At 52.0% G+C, this 19,918-nt stretch carries 21 protein-coding genes; 15 read left to right on the forward strand and 6 right to left on the reverse strand.

Going from position 1 to position 19,918, the window contains the following annotated elements; translation table 11 throughout:
• Nucleotides 1-13 precede the first annotated feature (13 nt).
• The 9 genes from secY (at nucleotide 14) to BCM14_RS06715 (ending at nucleotide 6,501) form a co-directional block, all read left to right on the forward strand.
• Nucleotides 14-1,339 (forward strand): preprotein translocase subunit SecY, encoded by a 1,326-nt coding sequence (gene secY / locus BCM14_RS06675; protein WP_106227231.1) that lies wholly within the window; start codon nucleotides 14-16, stop codon nucleotides 1,337-1,339.
• A gap of 9 nt (nucleotides 1,340-1,348) precedes the next feature.
• Nucleotides 1,349-1,567, forward strand: coding sequence for a translation initiation factor IF-1 (infA, locus tag BCM14_RS06680; protein WP_028816445.1), 219 nt, complete (start codon nucleotides 1,349-1,351; stop codon nucleotides 1,565-1,567).
• Nucleotides 1,568-1,602: 35 nt separating this feature from the next.
• On the forward strand, nucleotides 1,603-1,716 hold the full coding sequence (gene rpmJ / locus BCM14_RS06685; RefSeq protein WP_003805360.1) for a 50S ribosomal protein L36: 114 nt from the start codon (nucleotides 1,603-1,605) through the stop codon (nucleotides 1,714-1,716).
• A gap of 43 nt (nucleotides 1,717-1,759) precedes the next feature.
• On the forward strand, nucleotides 1,760-2,125 hold the full coding sequence (rpsM, locus tag BCM14_RS06690; protein WP_106227232.1) for a 30S ribosomal protein S13: 366 nt from the start codon (nucleotides 1,760-1,762) through the stop codon (nucleotides 2,123-2,125).
• 13 nt (nucleotides 2,126-2,138) lie between these two features.
• Nucleotides 2,139-2,540 (forward strand): 30S ribosomal protein S11, encoded by a 402-nt coding sequence (gene rpsK / locus BCM14_RS06695; protein ID WP_106227233.1) that lies wholly within the window; start codon nucleotides 2,139-2,141, stop codon nucleotides 2,538-2,540.
• Between the two features lie 11 nt (nucleotides 2,541-2,551).
• Complete coding sequence (rpsD, locus tag BCM14_RS06700; protein ID WP_106227234.1) at nucleotides 2,552-3,175, forward strand: 30S ribosomal protein S4; 624 nt, start codon at nucleotides 2,552-2,554, stop codon at nucleotides 3,173-3,175.
• A 118-nt stretch (nucleotides 3,176-3,293) separates the two neighbouring features.
• Nucleotides 3,294-4,280, forward strand: coding sequence for a DNA-directed RNA polymerase subunit alpha (locus BCM14_RS06705; protein ID WP_106227235.1), 987 nt, complete (start codon nucleotides 3,294-3,296; stop codon nucleotides 4,278-4,280).
• A 111-nt stretch (nucleotides 4,281-4,391) separates the two neighbouring features.
• Nucleotides 4,392-4,787: a 50S ribosomal protein L17 gene (gene rplQ, locus BCM14_RS06710; protein ID WP_106227236.1), complete on the forward strand. Its 396-nt coding sequence runs from the start codon at nucleotides 4,392-4,394 to the stop codon at nucleotides 4,785-4,787.
• A gap of 88 nt (nucleotides 4,788-4,875) precedes the next feature.
• Nucleotides 4,876-6,501, forward strand: coding sequence for an NAD(P)/FAD-dependent oxidoreductase (locus tag BCM14_RS06715; RefSeq protein ID WP_106227237.1), 1,626 nt, complete (start codon nucleotides 4,876-4,878; stop codon nucleotides 6,499-6,501).
• Here the strand turns inward: BCM14_RS06715 and BCM14_RS06720 are convergent.
• The 4 genes from BCM14_RS06720 to BCM14_RS06735 are packed head-to-tail and all read right to left on the reverse strand — an operon-like array spanning nucleotide 6,491 to nucleotide 10,761.
• Complete coding sequence (locus BCM14_RS06720) at nucleotides 6,491-7,858, reverse strand: TRAP transporter large permease (RefSeq protein WP_106227238.1); 1,368 nt, start codon at nucleotides 7,856-7,858, stop codon at nucleotides 6,491-6,493. The genes BCM14_RS06715 and BCM14_RS06720 overlap by 11 nt on opposite strands.
• Before the next feature lie 2 nt (nucleotides 7,859-7,860).
• Nucleotides 7,861-8,376 (reverse strand): TRAP transporter small permease, encoded by a 516-nt coding sequence (locus BCM14_RS06725; protein WP_106227239.1) that lies wholly within the window; start codon nucleotides 8,374-8,376, stop codon nucleotides 7,861-7,863.
• A 9-nt stretch (nucleotides 8,377-8,385) separates the two neighbouring features.
• Nucleotides 8,386-9,426 carry a TRAP transporter substrate-binding protein DctP gene (gene dctP, locus BCM14_RS06730; RefSeq protein ID WP_106227240.1) on the reverse strand — a complete coding sequence of 347 codons (1,041 nt, stop codon included), beginning with the start codon at nucleotides 9,424-9,426 and terminating at the stop codon, nucleotides 8,386-8,388.
• 45 nt (nucleotides 9,427-9,471) lie between these two features.
• A complete protein-coding gene (locus BCM14_RS06735; protein WP_259673463.1) occupies nucleotides 9,472-10,761 on the reverse strand; it encodes a malonyl-CoA decarboxylase in 1,290 nt (429 codons plus the stop codon).
• 191 nt (nucleotides 10,762-10,952) lie between these two features.
• Here BCM14_RS06735 and cutA point away from each other — a divergent pair, with 191 nt between their 5' ends.
• From cutA to BCM14_RS06760, 5 genes are all read left to right on the forward strand, one after another.
• Nucleotides 10,953-11,315 (forward strand): divalent-cation tolerance protein CutA, encoded by a 363-nt coding sequence (gene cutA, locus BCM14_RS06740; protein ID WP_106227241.1) that lies wholly within the window; start codon nucleotides 10,953-10,955, stop codon nucleotides 11,313-11,315.
• The gene (dsbD, locus tag BCM14_RS06745) at nucleotides 11,315-13,249 is read left to right on the forward strand and encodes a protein-disulfide reductase DsbD (protein WP_106227242.1); all 1,935 of its coding nucleotides are present in this window, start codon (nucleotides 11,315-11,317) and stop codon (nucleotides 13,247-13,249) included. Before cutA ends, dsbD begins: the two co-directional genes overlap by 1 nt.
• Nucleotides 13,250-13,310: 61 nt before the next feature.
• Nucleotides 13,311-15,032 carry a hydantoinase/carbamoylase family amidase gene (locus tag BCM14_RS06750; protein ID WP_106227243.1) on the forward strand — a complete coding sequence of 574 codons (1,722 nt, stop codon included), beginning with the start codon at nucleotides 13,311-13,313 and terminating at the stop codon, nucleotides 15,030-15,032.
• On the forward strand, nucleotides 15,029-16,267 hold the full coding sequence (locus tag BCM14_RS06755; protein WP_106227244.1) for a M20/M25/M40 family metallo-hydrolase: 1,239 nt from the start codon (nucleotides 15,029-15,031) through the stop codon (nucleotides 16,265-16,267). Before BCM14_RS06750 ends, BCM14_RS06755 begins: the two co-directional genes overlap by 4 nt.
• 6 nt (nucleotides 16,268-16,273) lie before the next feature.
• A complete protein-coding gene (locus BCM14_RS06760; protein ID WP_106227245.1) occupies nucleotides 16,274-17,488 on the forward strand; it encodes an MFS transporter in 1,215 nt (404 codons plus the stop codon).
• Here the strand turns inward: BCM14_RS06760 and hemB are convergent.
• Complete coding sequence (gene hemB / locus BCM14_RS06765; RefSeq protein ID WP_106227246.1) at nucleotides 17,446-18,462, reverse strand: porphobilinogen synthase; 1,017 nt, start codon at nucleotides 18,460-18,462, stop codon at nucleotides 17,446-17,448. The genes BCM14_RS06760 and hemB overlap by 43 nt on opposite strands.
• Complete coding sequence (yihA, locus tag BCM14_RS06770; RefSeq protein ID WP_106227247.1) at nucleotides 18,459-19,085, reverse strand: ribosome biogenesis GTP-binding protein YihA/YsxC; 627 nt, start codon at nucleotides 19,083-19,085, stop codon at nucleotides 18,459-18,461. The genes hemB and yihA overlap by 4 nt, the downstream gene beginning before the upstream one ends.
• A gap of 88 nt (nucleotides 19,086-19,173) precedes the next feature.
• Between yihA and BCM14_RS06775 the strand changes: the two genes are divergently transcribed.
• Nucleotides 19,174-19,872: a c-type cytochrome gene (locus BCM14_RS06775; RefSeq protein WP_106227248.1), complete on the forward strand. Its 699-nt coding sequence runs from the start codon at nucleotides 19,174-19,176 to the stop codon at nucleotides 19,870-19,872.
• Nucleotides 19,873-19,918: the final 46 nt, after the last annotated feature.

A 19,918-nucleotide genomic window follows, 5' to 3' on the forward strand; every position in this document is an offset into this window, starting at 1 on the left:
ACGGATTAGAAGAATGGCAACAGCACAGACAACTAAGGCAGCAGGACCACGTTTCGGCGACTTAAAGCGCCGTCTCGTGTTTCTGGTACTGGCCCTGGTCGTCTACCGCACAGGGACCCACATCCCTGTCCCCGGGATCAACCCTGATGCATTGGCCGACTTGTTCCGCCAGAATCAAGGTGGCATCCTGGGTATGTTTAATATGTTTTCTGGTGGCGCCTTATCTCGCTTTTCAGTGTTTGCTTTGGGCATCATGCCTTACATTTCTGCGTCAATTATCATGCAGCTGATGTCGGTAGTGGTGCCGTCACTTGAAGCAATCAAGAAAGAAGGCGAAGCCGGTCGCCGTAAGATCACTCAGTACACGCGCTACGGAACAGTGTTACTGGCTCTCGTTCAGGCGGTCGGTATCTCTGTTGCACTTGAGTCGCAGCCTAGTTTGGTCATCGACCCCGGGATGTTTTTCCGCCTTACGACTGTAGTAACGTTGGTGACCGGAACAATGTTTGTTATGTGGCTTGGCGAGCAGATTACTGAGCGCGGGCTCGGTAACGGTATTTCCATATTGATTTTTGCGGGTATTGTCGCTGGCTTGCCCAATGCGCTGGCCGGGTTGCTCGAGCTAGTTCGGACAAACGCCATGTCACCCCTGTCAGCACTTTTTATCATTGCGCTGGTTGTGCTTGTGACTGGCTTTGTTGTTCTGGTTGAACGTGGTCAACGTAAGATCACGGTTAACTATGCTAAACGCCAGGTAGGCAATAAAATATATGGCGGACAGACCTCCCACTTGCCGTTGAAGTTAAACATGGCGGGTGTGATCCCACCGATTTTCGCTTCGTCGATTATTTTGTTTCCGGCAACGATCACCAGTTGGTTTTCAAGCAGTGAGAATATGCGCTGGTTGAGCGATATTGCTGCTGCCTTAGCGCCACGCCAGCCGTTGTACATCACGCTGTATGCCACTGCGATTATTTTCTTCTGCTTTTTCTACACAGCGCTTGTATTCAATAGCCGTGAGACAGCCGATAACTTGAAGAAAAGCGGTGCATTTGTTCCCGGTATTCGACCAGGTGAGCAAACTGCAAGGTTTATTGACAAGATTTTGATGCGCTTAACCTTGGCAGGTGCGATTTACATCACGTTGGTTTGTCTAGTGCCAGAATTTTTAGTCATGCGCTGGAACGTACCGTTCAATTTTGGCGGTACCTCCTTGCTGATTATTGTTGTAGTAACGATGGACTTCATGGCACAGGTTCAGGCCTACATGATGTCTCACCAGTACGATTCTTTACTCAAGAAGGCCAACTTCAAGAGTCAGAATCTACCAATGAGATAAGCGAGAACAATGTCAAAGGACGACGTCATTCAGATGCAAGGAGAGATTCTTGAGAATCTCCCCAATGCAACGTTTCGTGTCAAACTAGAAAACGGCCACGTAGTATTGGGGCACATATCTGGCAAGATGCGTATGCATTACATCCGGATTCTGCCGGGCGATAAGGTCACAGTGGAGCTCACCCCCTATGACCTGACGCGCGCCAGAATTGTGTTCCGCTCTAAATAAGCGGTCGGGTAACGGAAGAGAAACAGGAGTCAACCATGAAAGTAATGGCATCAGTTAAGCGGATTTGCCGCAACTGCAAGATTATTAAACGTCACGGCGTGGTGCGAGTGATTTGCACCGATCCGCGGCATAAACAGCGTCAAGGCTAATTTTGGTTAGCAACAGCGCAACGTATTACATCAAGGAACAGTCATGGCCCGTATAGCTGGCATCAACATTCCGCCGCATCAGCACGCTGAGATCGGCTTGACCGCCATTTTTGGTATCGGACGTACTCGCTCACGCAAAATTTGCGAAGCAGCTGGTGTGCCCTTTTCAAAGAAGGTCAAAGATCTTACCGACGCAGAGCTGGAGCGCATTCGTGAACACGTAGGTGTGTTTGCGGTTGAAGGCGACTTGCGTCGTGAAGTGCAGCTCTCGATCAAACGATTGATCGACCTCGGAACATACCGTGGCATGCGTCACAAACGCGGCCTGCCGGTTCGCGGTCAACGCACTCGCACCAACGCTCGTACCCGCAAGGGACCACGTCGCGCTGCTGCAAGCCTGAAGAAATAAAGAGGAATAGAAGATGGCTAAAGCTTCTGCTGGTGGCGCTAATCGCGTCCGTAAAAAAGTTAAAAAGAATGTGTCGGATGGGATTGCTCACGTCCACGCCTCTTTCAACAACACAATCATCACGATCACTGACCGTCAGGGCAATGCTTTGTCCTGGGCGACCTCTGGTGGTGCTGGTTTCAAAGGCTCACGTAAGTCAACGCCGTTTGCAGCTCAGGTCGCTGCTGAAACTGCTGGCAAAGTAGCCATTGAGTGCGGTATCAAGACACTCGAGGTTCGCATCAAGGGCCCAGGCCCAGGTCGCGAATCATCTGTTCGTGCACTGAATGCGTTAGGGATCAAGATTTCGAGCATTGCCGATATCACGCCTATTCCGCATAACGGTTGCCGTCCACCTAAGCGCCGTCGTATTTAAGGGGAAGCCAAATGGCCCGTTACACAGGTCCTAAATGCAAACTCTCGCGTCGCGAGGGTATCGATTTGTTTTTAAAGAGTGCACGCCGCACGCTCGACTCAAAGTGCAAACTTGACTCGAAGCCCGGTCAACACGGTCGCACCTCTGGTGCTCGCACGTCTGACTATGGCATGCAGCTGCGCGAAAAGCAAAAACTCAAGCGTATGTATGGCGTGCTCGAGAAGCAGTTCCGCAAATACTTTGCTGAAGCCGAGCGTCGCAAGGGTAATACTGGCGAACAGCTGATTCAATTGCTTGAGTCGCGTCTTGACAATGTGGTTTACCGCATGGGCTTCGGTTCAACACGTGCTGAAGCGCGTCAGTTAGTTGCTCACCGTGCGATTGAGCTAAACGGCCACACTGCAGACATCCCTTCAATGTTGATCAAGTCTGGCGATGTGATTGCCGTTCGTGAAAAATCAAAAGGGCAGGCTCGGATCCGTGAATCAATGGACTTGGCTAGTGGCAACGGCATCCCCCAGTGGGTAGACGTCGACACAGCTAAATTGTCCGGTACATTCAAACAAGTACCTGACCGCGCTGACGTCGCTCGCGATATCAACGAGTCAATGGTTGTTGAATTGTATTCACGCTAATATTGCTCGGTTTTGGTTTTACGTAAGCAAGGCGATCTGTGTTTGCACAGGTCGCCGACTCATTTTAGTGTCAGCCTTATCGGTGTAACGAACCGAGGGTATTGAAAAGGAAAAAAGCATGTCAACACAAGGTTTTCTCAAACCACGCTCGATCGAAGTCGAGCCAATGGGTACACACCACGCCAGAATCATCATGGAGCCGTTTGAACGCGGCTATGGGCACACACTCGGCAATGCGCTACGTCGCATTTTGTTGTCTTCCATGTCCGGCTATGCTGCGACCGAAGTTCAAATTACCGGTGTCGTACATGAGTACTCGACTATCGGTGGCGTTCGCGAAGACGTTGTTGATATTCTGCTGAACTTGAAGGGCGTCGTATTTAAGCTACACACACGTGACGAAGTTACTTTGGTTTTGCGCAAGCAAGGTTCGGGCGCGGTACTGGCCTCTGATATTGAATTGCCCCACGATGTTGAAATCATCAACCCGAATCATGTCATCGCAACCCTGACCGAGTCGGGCAAGCTTGAGATGCAGATTAAGGTTGAGAAAAACCGTGGCTATGTGCCTGGTAACGTGCGCGCGTTGATCGATGACCGCGCCCACACCATTGGCCGCATTGTGCTTGATGCATCTTTTAGCCCCGTTCGCCGTGTGAGCTACACAGTAGAAAGCGCACGTGTTGAGCAGCGGACTGACTTGGACAAATTGATTCTAGACGTTGAAACCAACGGCGTGATTTCTCCAGAAGAAGCGGTTCGTCAATCAGCGCGTATTCTGATGGATCAGATTTCTGTCTTCGCTGCACTCGAAGGTGCTGGTGATTCATATGAGATGCCATCGCGTGGTGCGCCACAGGTTGACCCAGTTCTGTTGCGTCCGGTCGACGATCTCGAGTTGACGGTTCGCTCGGCTAATTGCTTGAAAGCTGAAAATATTTATTACATCGGTGATTTGATCCAGCGTAGCGAAAACGAGCTGTTGAAGACACCAAACCTTGGTCGTAAGTCACTCAATGAGATCAAAGAAGTCTTGGCTGCTCGCGGCTTGACCTTGGGCATGAAGTTAGAGAATTGGCCACCAATGGGTCTAGAGCGTCCATAATTTAGTGCTAGTACCAACCGGCCCGCAGTTTACTGATAGAAGAGCCGGCAAAAATCCTCGGGCGAAAAAAGCCCTTCACGATTCACGATTCAAGATTTAAAGGAAATTATTATGCGTCACGGCAATGGATTACGTAAATTAAACCGCACCAGCAGCCACCGTCTGGCTATGTTTCGCAACATGGCTGTTGCCTTACTCACGCACGAAGCAATCAAAACGACTTTGCCCAAAGCAAAAGAGTTGCGTCGTATCGTTGAGCCGCTGATTACACTGGGTAAAGCCCCAACATTAGCTAACAAACGTCTGGCATTTGCTCGTTTGCGTGACCGCGACGTGGTGGTTAAGCTTTTTGCTGAAATTGGCCCACGTTATGCTGCTCGTAATGGTGGATACACGCGTGTGCTCAAGATGGGTTTCCGTCAAGGTGATAACGCACCAATGGCATTCATGGAGCTCGTCGATCGCCCAGAGATTGGTGAAGTTGTTGATAACGCTGCAGCTGAGTAAACTTTAACAAGTCAGCAGTCAATCCAGCTTTATAAAAAAAGCCCCGCTGAAACAGACGGGGCTTTTTCTTTCAGGATCTCGGCACATTATGATCCGCATCACTGAACTACGCTTACCTATCGACCATCCGCCGGAGGCACTTGAAGCCGCCCTGCTTGCGCGTTTGAAAATTACGAAAACACAGCTATTGGGTTTTGATATTTTTAAGCGCAGCTATGATGCGAGAAAAAATACCAAATTGACGCTCATCTATACGCTGGATGTAAGCCTCGATCCTGCGCTTCAAGAGAAAACCCTTGACCAGTTTGCCGGCGATATCCATGTCAAGCCAAGTCCTGACACGAGTTACCACTATGTAGCGCAGGCCCCGACAATACCAGTAGGTCACCGTGGCACACTGAGGCCAGTCATTGTGGGGTTTGGACCGTGCGGAATCTTTGCGGCCTTGCTTCTCGCCCAGATGGGGTTCAGGCCCATTGTGCTCGAGCGAGGTAAGCCAGTGCGTGAACGTACGCTGGACACTTGGGGACTGTGGCGTAAAAAAATACTCAATCCTGAATCCAATGTCCAGTTCGGCGAGGGTGGTGCCGGCACGTTCTCTGATGGCAAGCTCTACAGCCAGATTAAGGACCCGAAATTCTATGGTCGAAAGGTCATACAAGAGTTCATCAAAGCGGGTGCGCCTGAAGAAATTCTCTACGTAGCGAAACCGCATATCGGTACGTTTAGATTGGTGGGTATTGTTGAGAAAATGCGGGAAGAAATAATCGCCCTTGGTGGTGAAATACGTTTCTCGCAAAAGGTCGTTAATGTCACGCTGCACGACCAAGCGATCCAAGCCATCCATCTGGAAAACGGGGACACAATCGAAGCTAGCCATGTCATCATGGCCCTCGGACATAGCGCCCGAGATACCTTCGAGGTGTTGTACGAAGCAGGGGTGTTCATGGAGGCCAAACCATTTTCGATCGGATTCCGGATTGAGCACCCCCAGTCTCTGATTGATCGCGCACGGTTGGGCCCTCATGCCGGTAATAAGATCGTTGGCGCCGCGGATTACAAACTTGTTCATCACGCCAGTAATGGCCGAGCGGTTTACAGTTTCTGTATGTGCCCGGGAGGCACTGTGGTTGCAGCGACCTCTGAATTAAACCGTGTGGTGACGAATGGGATGAGCCAATACTCGCGAAATGAAAGAAATGCGAATGCTGGCATCGTTGTGAGTGTATCCCCAGAGGACTATCCGGGTGGACCGTTAGCGGGCCTTGCCTTTCAACGTCAAATTGAATCCAAGGCGTTCGAGTTGGGTGGCTCAAATTATGAAGCACCGGGTCAATTGGTCGGCGACTTCTTAAAAGGAAAGCCATCAACGCAACTAGGCAGCGTCATCCCGTCTTACAAACCAGGCGTACACTTAACCGATCTGGCTGAAAGCCTGCCAAACTATGCAATCGATGCGATCCGCGAAGCCATCCCTGCCTTTGAAAAACAGATAGCTGGCTTTTCAATGCATGATGCGATTTTGACGGGCGTTGAGACCAGAACCTCAGCCCCCGTTCGAATGACTCGCGGCAACAATTATCAAAGCGTGAACACAAAGGGCCTATACCCCGCCGGTGAGGGTGCCGGTTATGCTGGGGGGATCTTGTCGGCCGGGGTGGACGGAATCAAAGTAGCTGAAGCCGTCGCCCTGGATATCTTGGCTAGTGTTTAGTTGCTAGAACGCCCATCACAGCATCCGGAAGGCCTGTAGCGATTTGGGGTAAGAAGCAAAGCACAACAACCGATAACAGCATAATGATGACGAAAGGCACAATGCCCCAGATGATCTCGCTCAGCGGAATATCTGGAGCAATATTTTTGATCACAAAGATGTTGAGTCCCACCGGCGGATGAATCAGGCCAGTTTCCATCACAATTGTCATCACCACACCAAACCAGACCAGATCAAAACCCGCGGCACGAAGCGGCGGCAGAATGATTGGCGCTGTCATTAAGATAATCGACACCGGTGGTAAAAAGAATCCAAGCACAATCACGAGCAATAACACGGCGGCCAATAAAACCCATCGTGAAGGATTCAATGCCACGATCCATTCAGCCGCAGACTGGCTCAGGTGTAGATCGCTCATCACATTTGAAAACAGAAGAGACATGCCGATGATAAACATCAGCATCGTTGATTCTTTAATTGTTGCCTCAAACATGGGCTTCAGGTCGCGCACTCGCCAAAGCCGGTAGATACCAGCGATCAGAACGAACGCAAGCACTGCACCGAGGCCAGCAGTCTCAGAGGGGGTGGCAAAGCCACCGTAAAGCGCAACCATCACGCCTGTCAGTAGCAACAGAAAGGGAAGCACGCGCGGTAAGTAAGATAGTTTTTGCTCAAGAGTATAAGACTCTGTTTGCAGAATCGCCGGGGTTATCGTCCCGGGCGACGCTTTCATTTCAACTAGCGCTTCGCTATATTGCCGCCTGAACTGCCAGACCGTGTAGGCAGAAAAAAGTGCCACCAACATCACGCCAGGCCCAATACCCGCTAGAAACAGCCGACCCAAGGATTGTTCAGCAGCCACTGCGTAGAGGATCATGGTGATCGATGGGGGTAGCAAAATACCGAGCGTGCCACCCGCCGCGATGATGCCCGCTGCGAAACCAGGTGAATAGCCGCGCTTGCGCATCTCGGGGATACCTGCGCTACCGATTGCAGAACAGGTCGCAGGGCTAGAGCCAGCCATTGCGGCAAAGAGCGCGCAGGCCAGCACGTTAGCAACCCCAAGCCCACCAGGCACTTTACCTAGCCAGGCATGAAGTGCACCGTAGAGATCTTGACCGGCGCGTGAGCGTCCGATCGCTGCACCCTTAAGGATGAAGAGAGGGATCGAAAGTAGCGTGATGCTGGCCATTTCCTCGTACACGTTTTGTGTCACGATATCCAGCGAGGCTGCTGGCATAAAGCAGGCCATGAAAATCAAAGCAACCGTGCCTAAAGCAAAGGCGATCGGAATGCCTGAAAACATCACGAACAAGGTTACGGCAACAAAAAGAGAACCTAATAACAATATCGACATGATCAGTGGCCTTTGGCAGCAGTTGTCGTCACGCCGAACAGATGACCAAGCGTATGCAGCAGTAGCTGAATACAGAGCAGGGACATACCTGTAGCCATTAGCCCGTAGGGAATGGCCAGTGGAGGGCCCCAGGAGGAGGAGGTGACCTGCCCATCTGACCAAGCCTCATGCCACAGTGTCCAGGATTTCCAGGTGAAGAAGCTACAGAAAGCAAAGCTGACCAAATCGATAAAAAAGACCCGTAACTTTTCAAGAAACCCTGGCAATAAACCAGCTACGGCCGATATGCCAATGTGACTACGTCGCTCTTGAACAAAAGCGGCACTTAAGAAAGTTACCCCGACCAGACAGAATACGGCGGCTTCATCTTGCCAGTCGGTGGTTGCATTAAATAGCGAACGGGACACAACCGAATAGCTCAAGATAAGTGAAGCAGCCGCAAGCCCGAGTGAGCCGAGGGCAACCATCAAGCGATTGATCTGTGAGATGAATCCTTGAAAATAAGAAATGATGTTCATGTCAGTCTACTAAATAAGCTGTTGCGCGGCCTTCATCAGCGCCGCACACGTTGCATTTCGGTCGCTGAAATCCTTCCAGGCTGTGCGGGCAGCAATATCGCGCCACTTTGATACCACTGTGTCGTCGAGCGCGAAAACCTTTGCACCAGCTTTTTCGTATATTTGCCCAGCCATGATGTCGTCTTTTTTAGCTTCAGTCATGCCATAGGCTTCCATTTCTGCGCCAACCGCCATGAGCAACTTCTGATGATCGGGTGGTAGCGCATCAAAGATCTTTTTCGACATGATCAAAGGCTCAAGCATGAACCAGTAGGATTTGTTTTGCGCGCCGGTGTAGGCCTTCGCCAGCTCTTCAAGCTTGAAGGAAATAAAGCTGGTGGATGAGGTGAAGGCAGCATCCATTGCGCCAGTTTGCATCGCCGCGTAGATTTCGCTCGACGGCAATGAAATGACAGAGGCACCCGCGTCCTTGAGCATCATGTCGAATTCTTTGCTGCCGCCACGCACCTTCAACCCTTTCGCATCCTCGGGACTCACGAGTGCTTTGCTACGGCTGGCCACACCGCCGGCTTGCCAGATCCAGCTCAGGATAACGATCCCCTTCTCCGCCAGAAGTTTATTAAACATGGAGCCTACATCTGCGGTTTTCCATTTAGTTGCTTGTTCGTAACTTGTTACCAGGGCGGGCATCAAACCGATATTCGTTTCGGTCACCTCGCCACCTGCATAGGGGATGGGAAACAAGGACATATCCAGTGCGCCTTTGCGCATGGCGCTGAATTGCGCGTTCACCTTCATGAGCGATGAACCAGGATAAATTTGAAACTTCACCGCACCGTTTGAACGGCCCTCAACGGCCTGCGCAAAGCGCCGCACTAAACGATCGCGGAAATCACCCTCATCAATTGTTCCGCCGGGGAATTGATGAGAAATCTTCAGATTGGTAGCAGTCCCCTGCGCTGACGCGAGGCCGCTGCCCAACAAAGATAAAGACCCTGCACCGATTACGAATTGACGGCGAGTGTGGTTAATAAATTGATTGTTTTTCATCGGAGGCATCCCTTTAATTTTTCTTATCTAATAACGCTACTTGCTTCAAACCAGTCGGCTAACGAGACGCGACGAGATAATTTCGCCCTGGGTGAACTTTTCATGATTTTCTTCAACCGTGGCAAGATCGTACAGATAATTCACCATCAACCCAGCCGATTGACGTAAACCCTTTTTCGACAGATCAGCCGCCCAGTTGATGCGGTTAAGCTTTGCACCATTACTGAGATGGAACTTCGCGACCTGGTTACCGTTCTTTTCAGGCGTAACAAACATCAAATAGATTGAGCACAACGACTCGAGCGCTTCTTTATCAGCGGGCGTTGCAGTTTCTGGAGACCAGCCACCGGACAAGCGTTCGGGCCAGGATTGTTTTTTCAAGTTCAGTGTGTCGAGCGCTTTCTCTAGCCTCTGGGGAATGGCAAGCTTGGGGTTCGTTTCACCGACTTTCGCACCAGCGATGACCCAATCCATGAAGCCCGGTATTGGCGACAAGGTGACAAACGTTCGCAGTGACTCAAACTCTGCTTTCAGGTGTTCGGCGACTCGTTTGATGAGAAAATTGCCCATCGATACACCGCGCAGCCCAGGCTCACAGTTGCTAATCGAGTAGAAAACCGCAACGCGAGGACTATTGGAGGCTGACACAGCGGATTTTTTGTCCACAAGCGGACCGACTGCCGCAGGGATATCTTGAACGAGAGCTACCTCAACAAAGATCAAGGGTGTATCCGGGATTTGCGGGTGGAAGAACGCGAAGCAACGGCGATCCGGTTGCAAGCGTCGCTGGAGGTCATCCCATCCGTCAATTTCGTGGACGGCCTCGTGCTGAATGATTTTTTCAAGAATTAAGGCAGGAGAACGCCAGTCAACTTGATGCATTTTAAGAAAACCGGGATTGAACCACGATTGCAACAAGTGGCGCAGATCGTAATCAACTGCGGCGAGCTCGGCATTTTTGCTGAGCAGTTTGAACAGATCGCGGCGCATTTCCAGAAGCCCTACCGTACCGCCGGGGCTGCGGTTGATGCGACGCAAGAGTTCCTGGCGTGGAGGCTCAGCAACTTTGGTTAACTCGATCAGACTTTTGGCAGACGGTTTGGCTGCATAGTTCTGTGCAGCGGTAGTGACGGCGGCGGGCTCAGGGTTGAACTGGGTAGCCAGATTAGACAGAAAAGTGGCTTTTTGATCGTCCGTTAAACTTTTATAGCTAGTCAGTAAATCGGTGGCCATGCTCGCGCTGTTGGACTCACCCCGCTCAGACAATAATTTGGTCGCGGAGGCGAGCGCTTTCGATAATAAGCGCGCTTGAGCGATTTTTTGCAAAATGGTCATTCAAGTCCCTTGAGAACGAGCGAAAAGATTAGCGGCGAATTTTACGCCTTGATGACAGGACTAACACGAGGAAACTTTATTTTCATAGGGTAATCCCGAGCGGGTGGCCATCAGCAATCGCTACAATAGGCTTTTGATCGTTGGTTTTGCGCAAAAAAACACCAACGACACTCTTCATCCACTGGATAGTTATGGTCTCAGAGCCTAAGCACGATGACGTGTTGGTGGTGTTAACAACCGCCCCTGATTTGCTTTTGGCAAAGCGCATCGCACACCTATTGATCGAAGAACATCTTGCCGCCTGCATCAATCTGGGGACACCCGTCTTGTCTGTCTATAGTTGGGACGGTGATGTTCAGGCGGCCGAAGAAATCCCCATGACTATTAAAACGACCAGACACGTTCAAGAGCTTCTCGTTCAGCGACTGGCCGAACTGCATCCCTATGATGTGCCTGAAGTTATCGTTCTGCCGGTCAGTGGTGGCTATGCACCCTATCTCGACTGGGTGGTTGCAGCTACAAGCGCGATAGCTGACCCCAAGGTTGCCAGCTAATGCGCGTCCAATATTTTGATCGCCTTGTCCGTATATGCCTGCTTGGTATTTTTGCCAGTGTAGGGCTGACGCTATCCGTCGCCAATGCAGGGGAGCCAGATTTTCTAGAGCCAGAGCAAGCCTTCGTTGTAACCGCCAGGATGGGCTCCCCGGATAAAGTCGAACTGCGTTTTGATATTGCAAAAAATTACTACATGTATCGCTCGCGCTTTAGCTTTGCGATTGAACCCGAGCAGGTCAATACTTTTGTTCAACTGGGTGAAGCGAGCTTCCCGCCCGGCAAGATCAAGCACGACCCCACCTTCAATCAGGATATGGAGCTCTACTTCAATGAGTTATCCATTAGTGTGCCGCTAACCGCTTGGCCAACCGGACAGGCGACGGAGCCCTTTACGCTCAAGGTGACTGGTCAGGGCTGCGCAACGGCGGGACTTTGTTATCCACCGATGGATTTTTTTATCAAAATATCAGCCTCACCCGATGCCAGGTCATATGTTGTGCTCGACCATCTCAAGGCCGCTCAGCCTGACAAGTTGTCTGGCGCGAAGTGGGGCAACCTGTTGTTCGGATCCGATGACGTCAGTCTGGCGAGCTTGCTGGCATCAAGTGGTTTGCTTGAAACTGCTTTGTTATTTTTCGGGCTTGGTGTGCTGTTGGCATTAACGCCCTGTGTTTTGCCTATGGTACCGATCCTGTCGGTTTTGTTGCTCGGGCAGACAGGCGATAAGCGTGAGCTGCGCGAGAATCGCGGGCGTGGCTTCATTCTCGCCATGGCCTATGTCTCTGGCATGTCAGTTGTCTATACCCTTCTGGGTGTCGCGGCAGGCTTAAGTGGCGCAGGCCTGGCCGCCTGGCTGCAGACGCCGTGGGTACTGACAGTTTTTGCACTGTTACTGGCAGCGTTGGCCTTGGCCATGTTTGATATCTACCAGTTTCAAATGCACCCAAGTGTTCAAACAAAGTTGACCCAACACCAAGCATCTTTAAGAGGTGGGCGCATCGTTGCTGCAGTCGTGATGGGTGCGTTATCTGCGTTAATAGTTGGGCCCTGTGTCGCGGCGCCCTTGGCAGGTGCTTTGCTTTATCTCTCTCAGACGGGTGATGTGGTACTGGGCGGAACCGCACTGTTTGCCATGGCCTGGGGGATGGGTGTCCCGCTTTTAGTCATGGGTGCATCGGCTGGTAAGCTGATGCCAAAAGCTGGTGCATGGATGGATGGCGTTAAACATTTTTTTGGGGTGCTGTTGTTGGCCACAGCGTGGTGGATGGTGACGCCGTTGTTGCCGAGCTGGATACAGATTATTGGTTGCGCAGCCCTGGCTCTTTTTGCAGCCGTCTTATTGCGAACTTTTGACGCCTTGCCGATGACCCCGGTAAGTCATCACCGGCGATACTTCAATAAGGTATTGCGCAAAACAATCGGTCTATTGCTAACGGTTTTAAGTGTGCTCTGGCTGGTGGGTGTTGCCAGTGGTGGACGTTCTCTGTTAGCGCCGCTGGCACATCTTGCGGCGCTTCAAGAAACGAGCGTCAGTCAGTTAACGGTGCCAGGCTTGACGACCAAAGCGTTGGCACTTGAACGACCCTTTCAACGAATCAAGTCAGTGCAAGAGCTTGACGCCTTATTGGCGCAAGCCACTAAACCGGTCATGCTGGATTTTTATGCTGACTGGTGTGTGTCTTGCAAAGAGATGGAAGCCTTCACTTTTATCGATCCCAAGGTATCGCAAAAACTTGGGCAGATGATACTTCTGCAAGCTGATGTGACCGCTAACGATGCGCAGGATCGCGAATTATTGAAACGATTCAAATTGTTCGGACCACCAGGCATCATGTTTTTCGCAGCAGGTGGGGCGCTGCGCGAAGATATCCGAGTGATCGGATTTCAGGATGCCGGGCGTTTTAGTGCAACACTTGATCGCGTACTCAACTAAGTCTGCTTCGGTAAACCGTCATCGATTCACCACAAAACTAGCCTACCTTACAGGATCAAATATGTCTTCGGCAAGCTCGCTAGACCAACTTAATTCAGTCAGTCGAGATGGCTTCATCGCACTGCTCGGGGCGCTTTATCCAGAAGGATCTTGGGTAGCTGAAACCGCTTACAACACTAGGCCTTTCAAAAGTCTTGCAGCGCTGAAACGAGCGATGGTTTGTGCCGTCCGCGAGAGCGCTCGCAGCCGAAAGCTGGCGTTGATTCACTCAGCCGAGCAACTTGCCCCTGCGTTCGTGTCGGCTGCATTAGTTGAACTGGTTGCAGCACAGCTGGCCAGTTACCGCGAGAGGTTTGGATTTCCTTTTGTGTTCGCTGTGCAAGGGCCTCGTGCAACAGGTCTGACTAGCGAGCAAATCATCTCAACGATTGAGCGTCGGCTCGGTAACCATGTTGATTTTGAATTTGCCGAAGCGTTACGTAACCTTCACCGTCAGGCTGAGCTCCGTTTGGATGAAATGTTTTCAGTTGAGCCAAGCCTGGGTAATCAGGTGTGGGATTGGGCTGAGCATCTGGCTAGCGATAGCGACCCAGATTACGCCGAGCGTGGTCAACTGACCGTGACTTATCTGACTGATGCGCATCGCGCGGTGGCGAAGCGTCTGACGGACTGGATGAAAAATGAATGCGGATTTGATGAGGTCAGTACAGACGCAGTCGGTAATGTCGTCGGCATTTACCACGGCGAAAGTAAAGCGGCCAAGCGACTGATCACTGGCAGCCATTACGACACGGTGCGTAATGCCGGTAAGTATGATGGCCGGTTAGGTATTCTGGTACCCATGGCATGTGTTAAAGCCCTTGCGCGCGCGGGCCGTCGGTTGCCCTTTGGCATAGAGGTCGTGGCCTTCTCGGAAGAAGAAGGCCAGCGTTACAAGGCAGTTTTCCTGGGCTCGGGGGCCTTGACTGGCGACTTTAATCCTGCTTGGCTTGAGCAAACTGATGTTGATGGCATCAGTATGAGACAGGCCATGGAGCATGCAGGTTTAGCGGTTGCAGATATTCCCAAGCTTAGGCGCGATGCCGCAAACTACTTGGGTTTTGTCGAGGTTCATATTGAGCAGGGGCCCGTGCTCAATGATTTAGATTTGCCGCTTGGTGTTGTGACGTCTATTAACGGAAGCGTTCGATTTCTGGGTGAGGTGATGGGGATGGCGAGCCATGCCGGTACCACGCCCATGGATAGTCGCAGGGACGCCGCAGCCGCTGTTGCCGAATTAATACTCTTCGCAGAGAAACGTGCGAGCGCGGTCGCTGACCTTGTTGCGACCGTCGGTATGCTTTCAGTTCCAAATGGGTCGATCAATGTGGTGCCGGGTCGTTGTCATTTCAGTCTTGATATCAGGGCGACGACCGACGAAGTGCGCGATGCATGTATTGATGATGTGTGTAAAGAACTAGCTGCCATCTGCAGCAGGCGAGGTGTTGCCTATCGCCTTGAAGAGGCAATGCGAGTGTCGGCGGCGCCAAGTTCTCCAGCCTGGCAATCGCGCTGGGAGCGTGCCGTAGCTGCGACAGGCTTGCCGGTTTTTCCAATGCCGAGCGGTGCGGGCCACGACGCAATGAAAATACACGCGATCATGCCGCAAGCAATGTTGTTTGTTCGAGGTGAGAATGCCGGCATCAGCCATAACCCGCTTGAGTCAACTACCAGCCACGATATTGAGTTGTGCGTCGAGGCGTTTCAAACTTTGCTCAATGATTTGAGTCAGGATCCTGCATGAGTTCAACCGATTTTTATACCGAAACAGATGCTTTTGTCGATGCGCACTTCGCTGAGCAGGTTCGATTTTTACAAAACCTAGTGCGCGTGCCTACTGATACACCACCGGGCAACAATACCCCGCACGCCATGCGCACACGCGAGCTGTTGGCAGAGTTTGGTTTTGAAGCAGCTGCTTACGAAGTGCCCGATGCCACGGTGAAGGTAAGTGGCTTGCAGTCTATTACTAATCTTGTTGTCCGTCGCCGCTATCAAGCACCTGGCAAAATCATTGCGCTCAACGCCCACGGGGATGTTGTACCGCCGGGTGCTGGGTGGTCTCATGAGCCATATGGTGGTGAGATCGTCGCTGGTAGGTTGTATGGTCGAGCAGCAGCCGTTAGCAAATCTGATTTCTCAACCTTCGCGTTTGCTACCAGAGCCATCGAGGCCGCGGGCGTTCCCTTATCAGGCGGCATTGATTTGCTATTTACTTATGACGAAGAGTTCGGCGGTGAACTTGGGCCCAAGTGGCTTCTTGAAAAAGGCTTGACCAAACCTGACCTAGAGATTGCGGCCGGCTTCAGTTATGAAGTGATCACCGCTCATAACGGCTGCCTGCAGCTCGAAGTAACCATTACGGGAAAAATGGGTCATGCTGCAGTGCCGGAGACCGGTGTCGACGCGCTACAAGCGGCCACCCGAGTGCTTGTAGCGTTGTATGAAGAAAATACTCGTTTGCGGCAATTCAAAAGTGCTGTCAAGGGAATTAACTTTGGCTATATCAATGTTGGGCAAATTGCTGGTGGCACAAACACTAACGTTGTACCCGGTCAGGTGATTTTAAAAATCGATCGCCGAATGATTCCTGAAGAAAATCCAGCTGAGGTTGAAGCCTACATCCGTGAGCTGATGACGATGGCGGCGACAACGCTGCCCGGGATCAAAGTAGAGATAAAACGGCTGCTTCTTGCAAATGCAATGAAACCCTTGCCCGGGTTTGAACAGTTGGCGGATCCACTTTGCAAACACGCAACTGAGTTGTTTGGCGAGCCGATTAGTGCGTCCGGGACGCCGCTCTACACCGACGCTCGTTTGTTTAGCGAAAGAGGTATCCCTGCTGTTATTTACGGTGCGGGGCCAAGGACAGTAGCCGAGTCGAATGCCAAGGGTGCTGACGAACACCTCGTGCTCGAAGATCTGCGCCGTGCTACAAAAGTGCTTGCCCGCACATTGCTGGATATCCTCAAAGTATAAAAATCTATGGCTACCGAAGCCACTACTTCGCAGCAACCTCAGTCATCCACTCAAGGCGTCATCTTTTTGCTCGCCCTGGCAGCTTTCGCCAGCTCAAGCGCGTTCCGTGTTTGCGATCCCTTATTGCCTTTGCTGGCGCGCGAGTTTGCTGTTGGCCTGACAGAGTCATCTTACGTCGTCACGTCGTTTTCAGTGGCCTATGGGGTTTTGCAGTTCTTCTACGGCCCGCTTGCCGACCGGTACGGCAAATTTCGCACACTTTCTTATGCGACTTTGGGGTGCGCGGTTGGCAGCTTGATTGTGGCGACAGCACCGAGCTTGCAAATAATGGTCTTCGGACGGTTTCTGGCTGGCGCAACGGCGGCAGGTATTGTCCCGCTATCCATGGCCTGGATTGGTGATCATGTCCCTTATGAAAGACGACAGGCTACCTTGGCCCAGTTTATTACGGGCACCATTTTCGGCGTGTCGCTGGGGCAGTTGATGGGAGGCGTGTTCGCCGATACCCTGGGATGGCGGGCGGCGTTTTACGCTCTCGCAGCCACCTACGTGACGGTGGGCCTTTTGCTGTTAAGTAAGCTAAAAACCGTTCCTGAGAAAAAGCCAGTCCCGGGTCAAGACACCTCTCTGCTGGGGTCGATTAAACAAGTGCTGGCCGTGCGCTGGGCGCGAGTGATTCTGCTGACCGTTTTTACCGAAGGCGCCCTGGTATTCGGGTCACTGGCGTTTGTCCCGTCTTATTTACAAGATCATCATGGGGTCTCGCCTTCAACGGCCGGCATCATTGGGGGTATGTTCGCCATTGGTGCTTTGATTTATGTTTTTCAATCGAACTCGCTGGTGCAACGACTTGGCGAGCGCAAAATGGCGCAGTGGGGTGGGTTTGTCATGGCAATCGCCTACACCTGCTATTGGGCGTCAAGCTTCTGGCCCTTTGCCGCGCTGGCCAGTGTGTTGCTGGGCTTTGGTTTTTACCTCTTGCATGCCGTGCTGCAAACCAACGCGACGCAAATGGCCCCGGCCGTGCGAGGCACTGCGGTGTCTTTATTTGCGTCGTTTTTATTTATGGGTCAGTCCATTGGCGTTTCACTCAACGCCTGGATTGGGGATAGCTTTGGCCTGGTATGGGTCTTTGTACTTGGCGCGGCAGCTATCCCGGCCCTGGCACTGCTGTTTGCTCAGGCTTTGTTAAGCAGGCGTGCAGCAGCGGGTGCAAAGTAGGTCAGAATACCATCCGCCCCAGCGCGTTTAAAACCGAGCAGGGATTCCATCATGACCTTCTCAAGATCAAGCCAGCCATTGGCTGCAGCTGCCTGCAACATGGCGTATTCACCGCTGACCTGATAGGCAAAGGTTGGCACCCTGAAAGCATCTTTGACCCGGCGTAAGACATCAAGATAAGGCATGCCTGGTTTGACCATGACCATATCTGCGCCTTCTTGCAAATCAGCGGCAACTTCTCGCAGCGCCTCATCAATGTTGCCAGGATCCATTTGATAGGCCATCTTGTTTGATTTGCCTAGGTTTGCGGCAGACCCAACCGCATCCCTGAAGGGGCCGTAAAAACCGCTGGCGTATTTGGCTGAGTAAGCCATAATGCGCGTGTTGATGAGGTTTTCTGCTTCGAGCATACGCCGGATAGCACCGATACGACCATCCATCATGTCACTGGGTGCCAGAATATCCACACCTGCCTGAGCTTGTACGCGGGCCTGCTGTACGAGAATATCTTTGGTGATGTCGTTCAGCACATAACCATCGTCGTCAATGACGCCGTCTTGCCCGTGGCTGGTGTAGGGATCCAGTGCGACGTCAGTCAGAATGCCGAGATCGGGAAAGCGTTTTTTAAGCGCTGACACGACCCGCGGGATCAAGCCACTTTGATTCAGCGCCTCTGACCCGTCTGGTGTTTTGAGCGATGGCTCAATCACAGGGAACAAAGCCATGACGGGGATGCCGAGCTTGACGCAATCCTCAGCAACCGGCAACAGGGTGTCTAGCGAATAACGCAAAATGCCGGGCATGGATCCGACTTGCTGCTGGATACCAGTCCCTTCGGTCACAAAAACAGGATAAATAAGGTCATTTACCGTTAGTGTGTGCTCACGAACAAGGCGTCTCGTGAAGTCATCCCGACGCAGACGACGGGGGCGATTAATCGGGTAATCCGCAAGGATTATGTGAGGAGTTGTCATGGCACCACCTGAGGAGAAATCCAGTTTTCGATTTGTTGTGTTGCTTCTTCCAAGCCGATACGGGCAGTCGCAGAGAAAGGGACTGCGTTCAAGGCACCGATATCAGCGAGTTCTTTTTTTACCGCAAATACGGCCTTGATGCGTTGGCCGTAAGGAAACTTGTCAGCTTTGGTCAGCAAGGTCATGACTGGACGACCCGTGGGGGCGATCCAGTTCGCGAGGCGACGATCCAAATCAGTCACGCCACGCCGGATGTCGATCAGGAGCACGATACCTGCCAGTGAGGGGCGATCCGCCAGATAGCCACCGAGAATATCTGCCCATTCTTCCCGTGCCCGTTGTGCAATCGAGGCATAGCCGTAGCCTGGTAAATCGACGAGAAACCCAAGCTGGCTATTTTCGGGATCGAGCGGGTCGGGCATACCAAACATATTAATTAACCTTGTCCGGCCCGGGGTTTTACTTGAGAACGCCAGTCGCTTTTGGTTAGCCAGAACATTAATGGCGGTTGACTTGCCTACATTTGATCGGCCAACAAAACAGACCTCGGGCGGCCCGGCGGGGGGAAGTTGGTCAAGCCTGGCGGCAGAGGTAAAGAAAGAAGCGCGATGGAGGATGGACACAATTAGCCAATAACAGGGGTCAACCCGTATTGTATAATCAGAGGCTTAATTCTACGTAATATCGAGATTACGGTCGTCGAGGTCTTCAATGAAGCATTTGCTGTCCCGGCTCTTATTTTCCAGCGTTGCACTGCTAGGTGCGTGTTCAGTCAGTACTGTTGTACTGGCCAACGATGTCGCTGGCCCCGTCAAACCTGATGTTGCCAAGGGTGCCAAACTCTTCAACGAAGGCGATCCAGCCCGAGGCGTCATCGCCTGTCTAACGTGCCATGGCACAGGTGGCAATAGCGTTTTGCCAACCAATCCCAATCTGTCGGCACAGTCGCATGAGTATCTCGCCAAGCAACTGAGTAACTTCAAGGTGCTGCCTGGCGCCGAGCTTGCGGTTCGTCGGGGCGCTGATGGTGCTCCTTCCGTCATGGCTGCGATGGCTGGTCCACTGACTACTGAGGATATGGACAACCTCGCGGGCTATTTGTCACAACAGAAGCTGACAGCGCCTGCGACCGCAACAAATCCAAAGCTGGTTGAACAAGGTCAGAAGATCTGGCGCGCCGGCGTTCCTGAGCGCAACGTCCCGGCCTGTGCTGGCTGCCACTCGCCTAACGGTTCAGGTATCCCTGCTCAATACCCACGGTTGAGCGGCCAGTATCCTGACTACATCGCCACACAATTGAACTATTTCCGTGCAGGTTATCGCAGCGCTCCAATGATGAACGCGGTAGCCGGTCGCATGAATGATGCTGATATCAAAGCGGTGTCAGATTACGCAGCGGGTTTGCGTTAAACAGAGATAAAAAGCGCGTCAGTTCGCCAAAGCGAAATGATCAGGT

It is taken from the genome of Jezberella montanilacus, from assembly GCF_003003055.1.
GTDB lineage: Bacteria > Pseudomonadota > Gammaproteobacteria > Burkholderiales > Burkholderiaceae_B > Zwartia > Zwartia montanilacus.

Excerpts from the sequence above, each read along its gene's own strand:
- BCM14_RS06775 (WP_106227248.1), top strand. The coding sequence starts at position 19,174 with ATGAAGCATTTGCTGTCCCGGCTCTTATTTTCCAGCGTTGCACTGCTA.
- rpsK (WP_106227233.1), top strand. The coding sequence starts at position 2,139 with ATGGCTAAAGCTTCTGCTGGTGGCGCTAATCGCGTCCGTAAAAAAGTT.
- rpmJ (WP_003805360.1), top strand. The coding sequence starts at position 1,603 with ATGAAAGTAATGGCATCAGTTAAGCGGATTTGCCGCAACTGCAAGATT.
- BCM14_RS06750 (WP_106227243.1), top strand. The coding sequence starts at position 13,311 with ATGTCTTCGGCAAGCTCGCTAGACCAACTTAATTCAGTCAGTCGAGAT.
- cutA (WP_106227241.1), top strand. The coding sequence starts at position 10,953 with ATGGTCTCAGAGCCTAAGCACGATGACGTGTTGGTGGTGTTAACAACC.
- BCM14_RS06725 (WP_106227239.1), bottom strand. The coding sequence starts at position 8,376 with ATGAACATCATTTCTTATTTTCAAGGATTCATCTCACAGATCAATCGC.
- rpsM (WP_106227232.1), top strand. The coding sequence starts at position 1,760 with ATGGCCCGTATAGCTGGCATCAACATTCCGCCGCATCAGCACGCTGAG.
- hemB (WP_106227246.1), bottom strand. The coding sequence starts at position 18,462 with ATGACAACTCCTCACATAATCCTTGCGGATTACCCGATTAATCGCCCC.
- BCM14_RS06705 (WP_106227235.1), top strand. The coding sequence starts at position 3,294 with ATGTCAACACAAGGTTTTCTCAAACCACGCTCGATCGAAGTCGAGCCA.
- dctP (WP_106227240.1), bottom strand. The coding sequence starts at position 9,426 with ATGAAAAACAATCAATTTATTAACCACACTCGCCGTCAATTCGTAATC.
- rplQ (WP_106227236.1), top strand. The coding sequence starts at position 4,392 with ATGCGTCACGGCAATGGATTACGTAAATTAAACCGCACCAGCAGCCAC.
- rpsD (WP_106227234.1), top strand. The coding sequence starts at position 2,552 with ATGGCCCGTTACACAGGTCCTAAATGCAAACTCTCGCGTCGCGAGGGT.
- BCM14_RS06760 (WP_106227245.1), top strand. The coding sequence starts at position 16,274 with ATGGCTACCGAAGCCACTACTTCGCAGCAACCTCAGTCATCCACTCAA.
- BCM14_RS06735 (WP_259673463.1), bottom strand. The coding sequence starts at position 10,761 with ATGACCATTTTGCAAAAAATCGCTCAAGCGCGCTTATTATCGAAAGCG.
- BCM14_RS06715 (WP_106227237.1), top strand. The coding sequence starts at position 4,876 with ATGATCCGCATCACTGAACTACGCTTACCTATCGACCATCCGCCGGAG.
- dsbD (WP_106227242.1), top strand. The coding sequence starts at position 11,315 with ATGCGCGTCCAATATTTTGATCGCCTTGTCCGTATATGCCTGCTTGGT.
- BCM14_RS06755 (WP_106227244.1), top strand. The coding sequence starts at position 15,029 with ATGAGTTCAACCGATTTTTATACCGAAACAGATGCTTTTGTCGATGCG.
- BCM14_RS06720 (WP_106227238.1), bottom strand. The coding sequence starts at position 7,858 with ATGTCGATATTGTTATTAGGTTCTCTTTTTGTTGCCGTAACCTTGTTC.
- infA (WP_028816445.1), top strand. The coding sequence starts at position 1,349 with ATGTCAAAGGACGACGTCATTCAGATGCAAGGAGAGATTCTTGAGAAT.
- secY (WP_106227231.1), top strand. The coding sequence starts at position 14 with ATGGCAACAGCACAGACAACTAAGGCAGCAGGACCACGTTTCGGCGAC.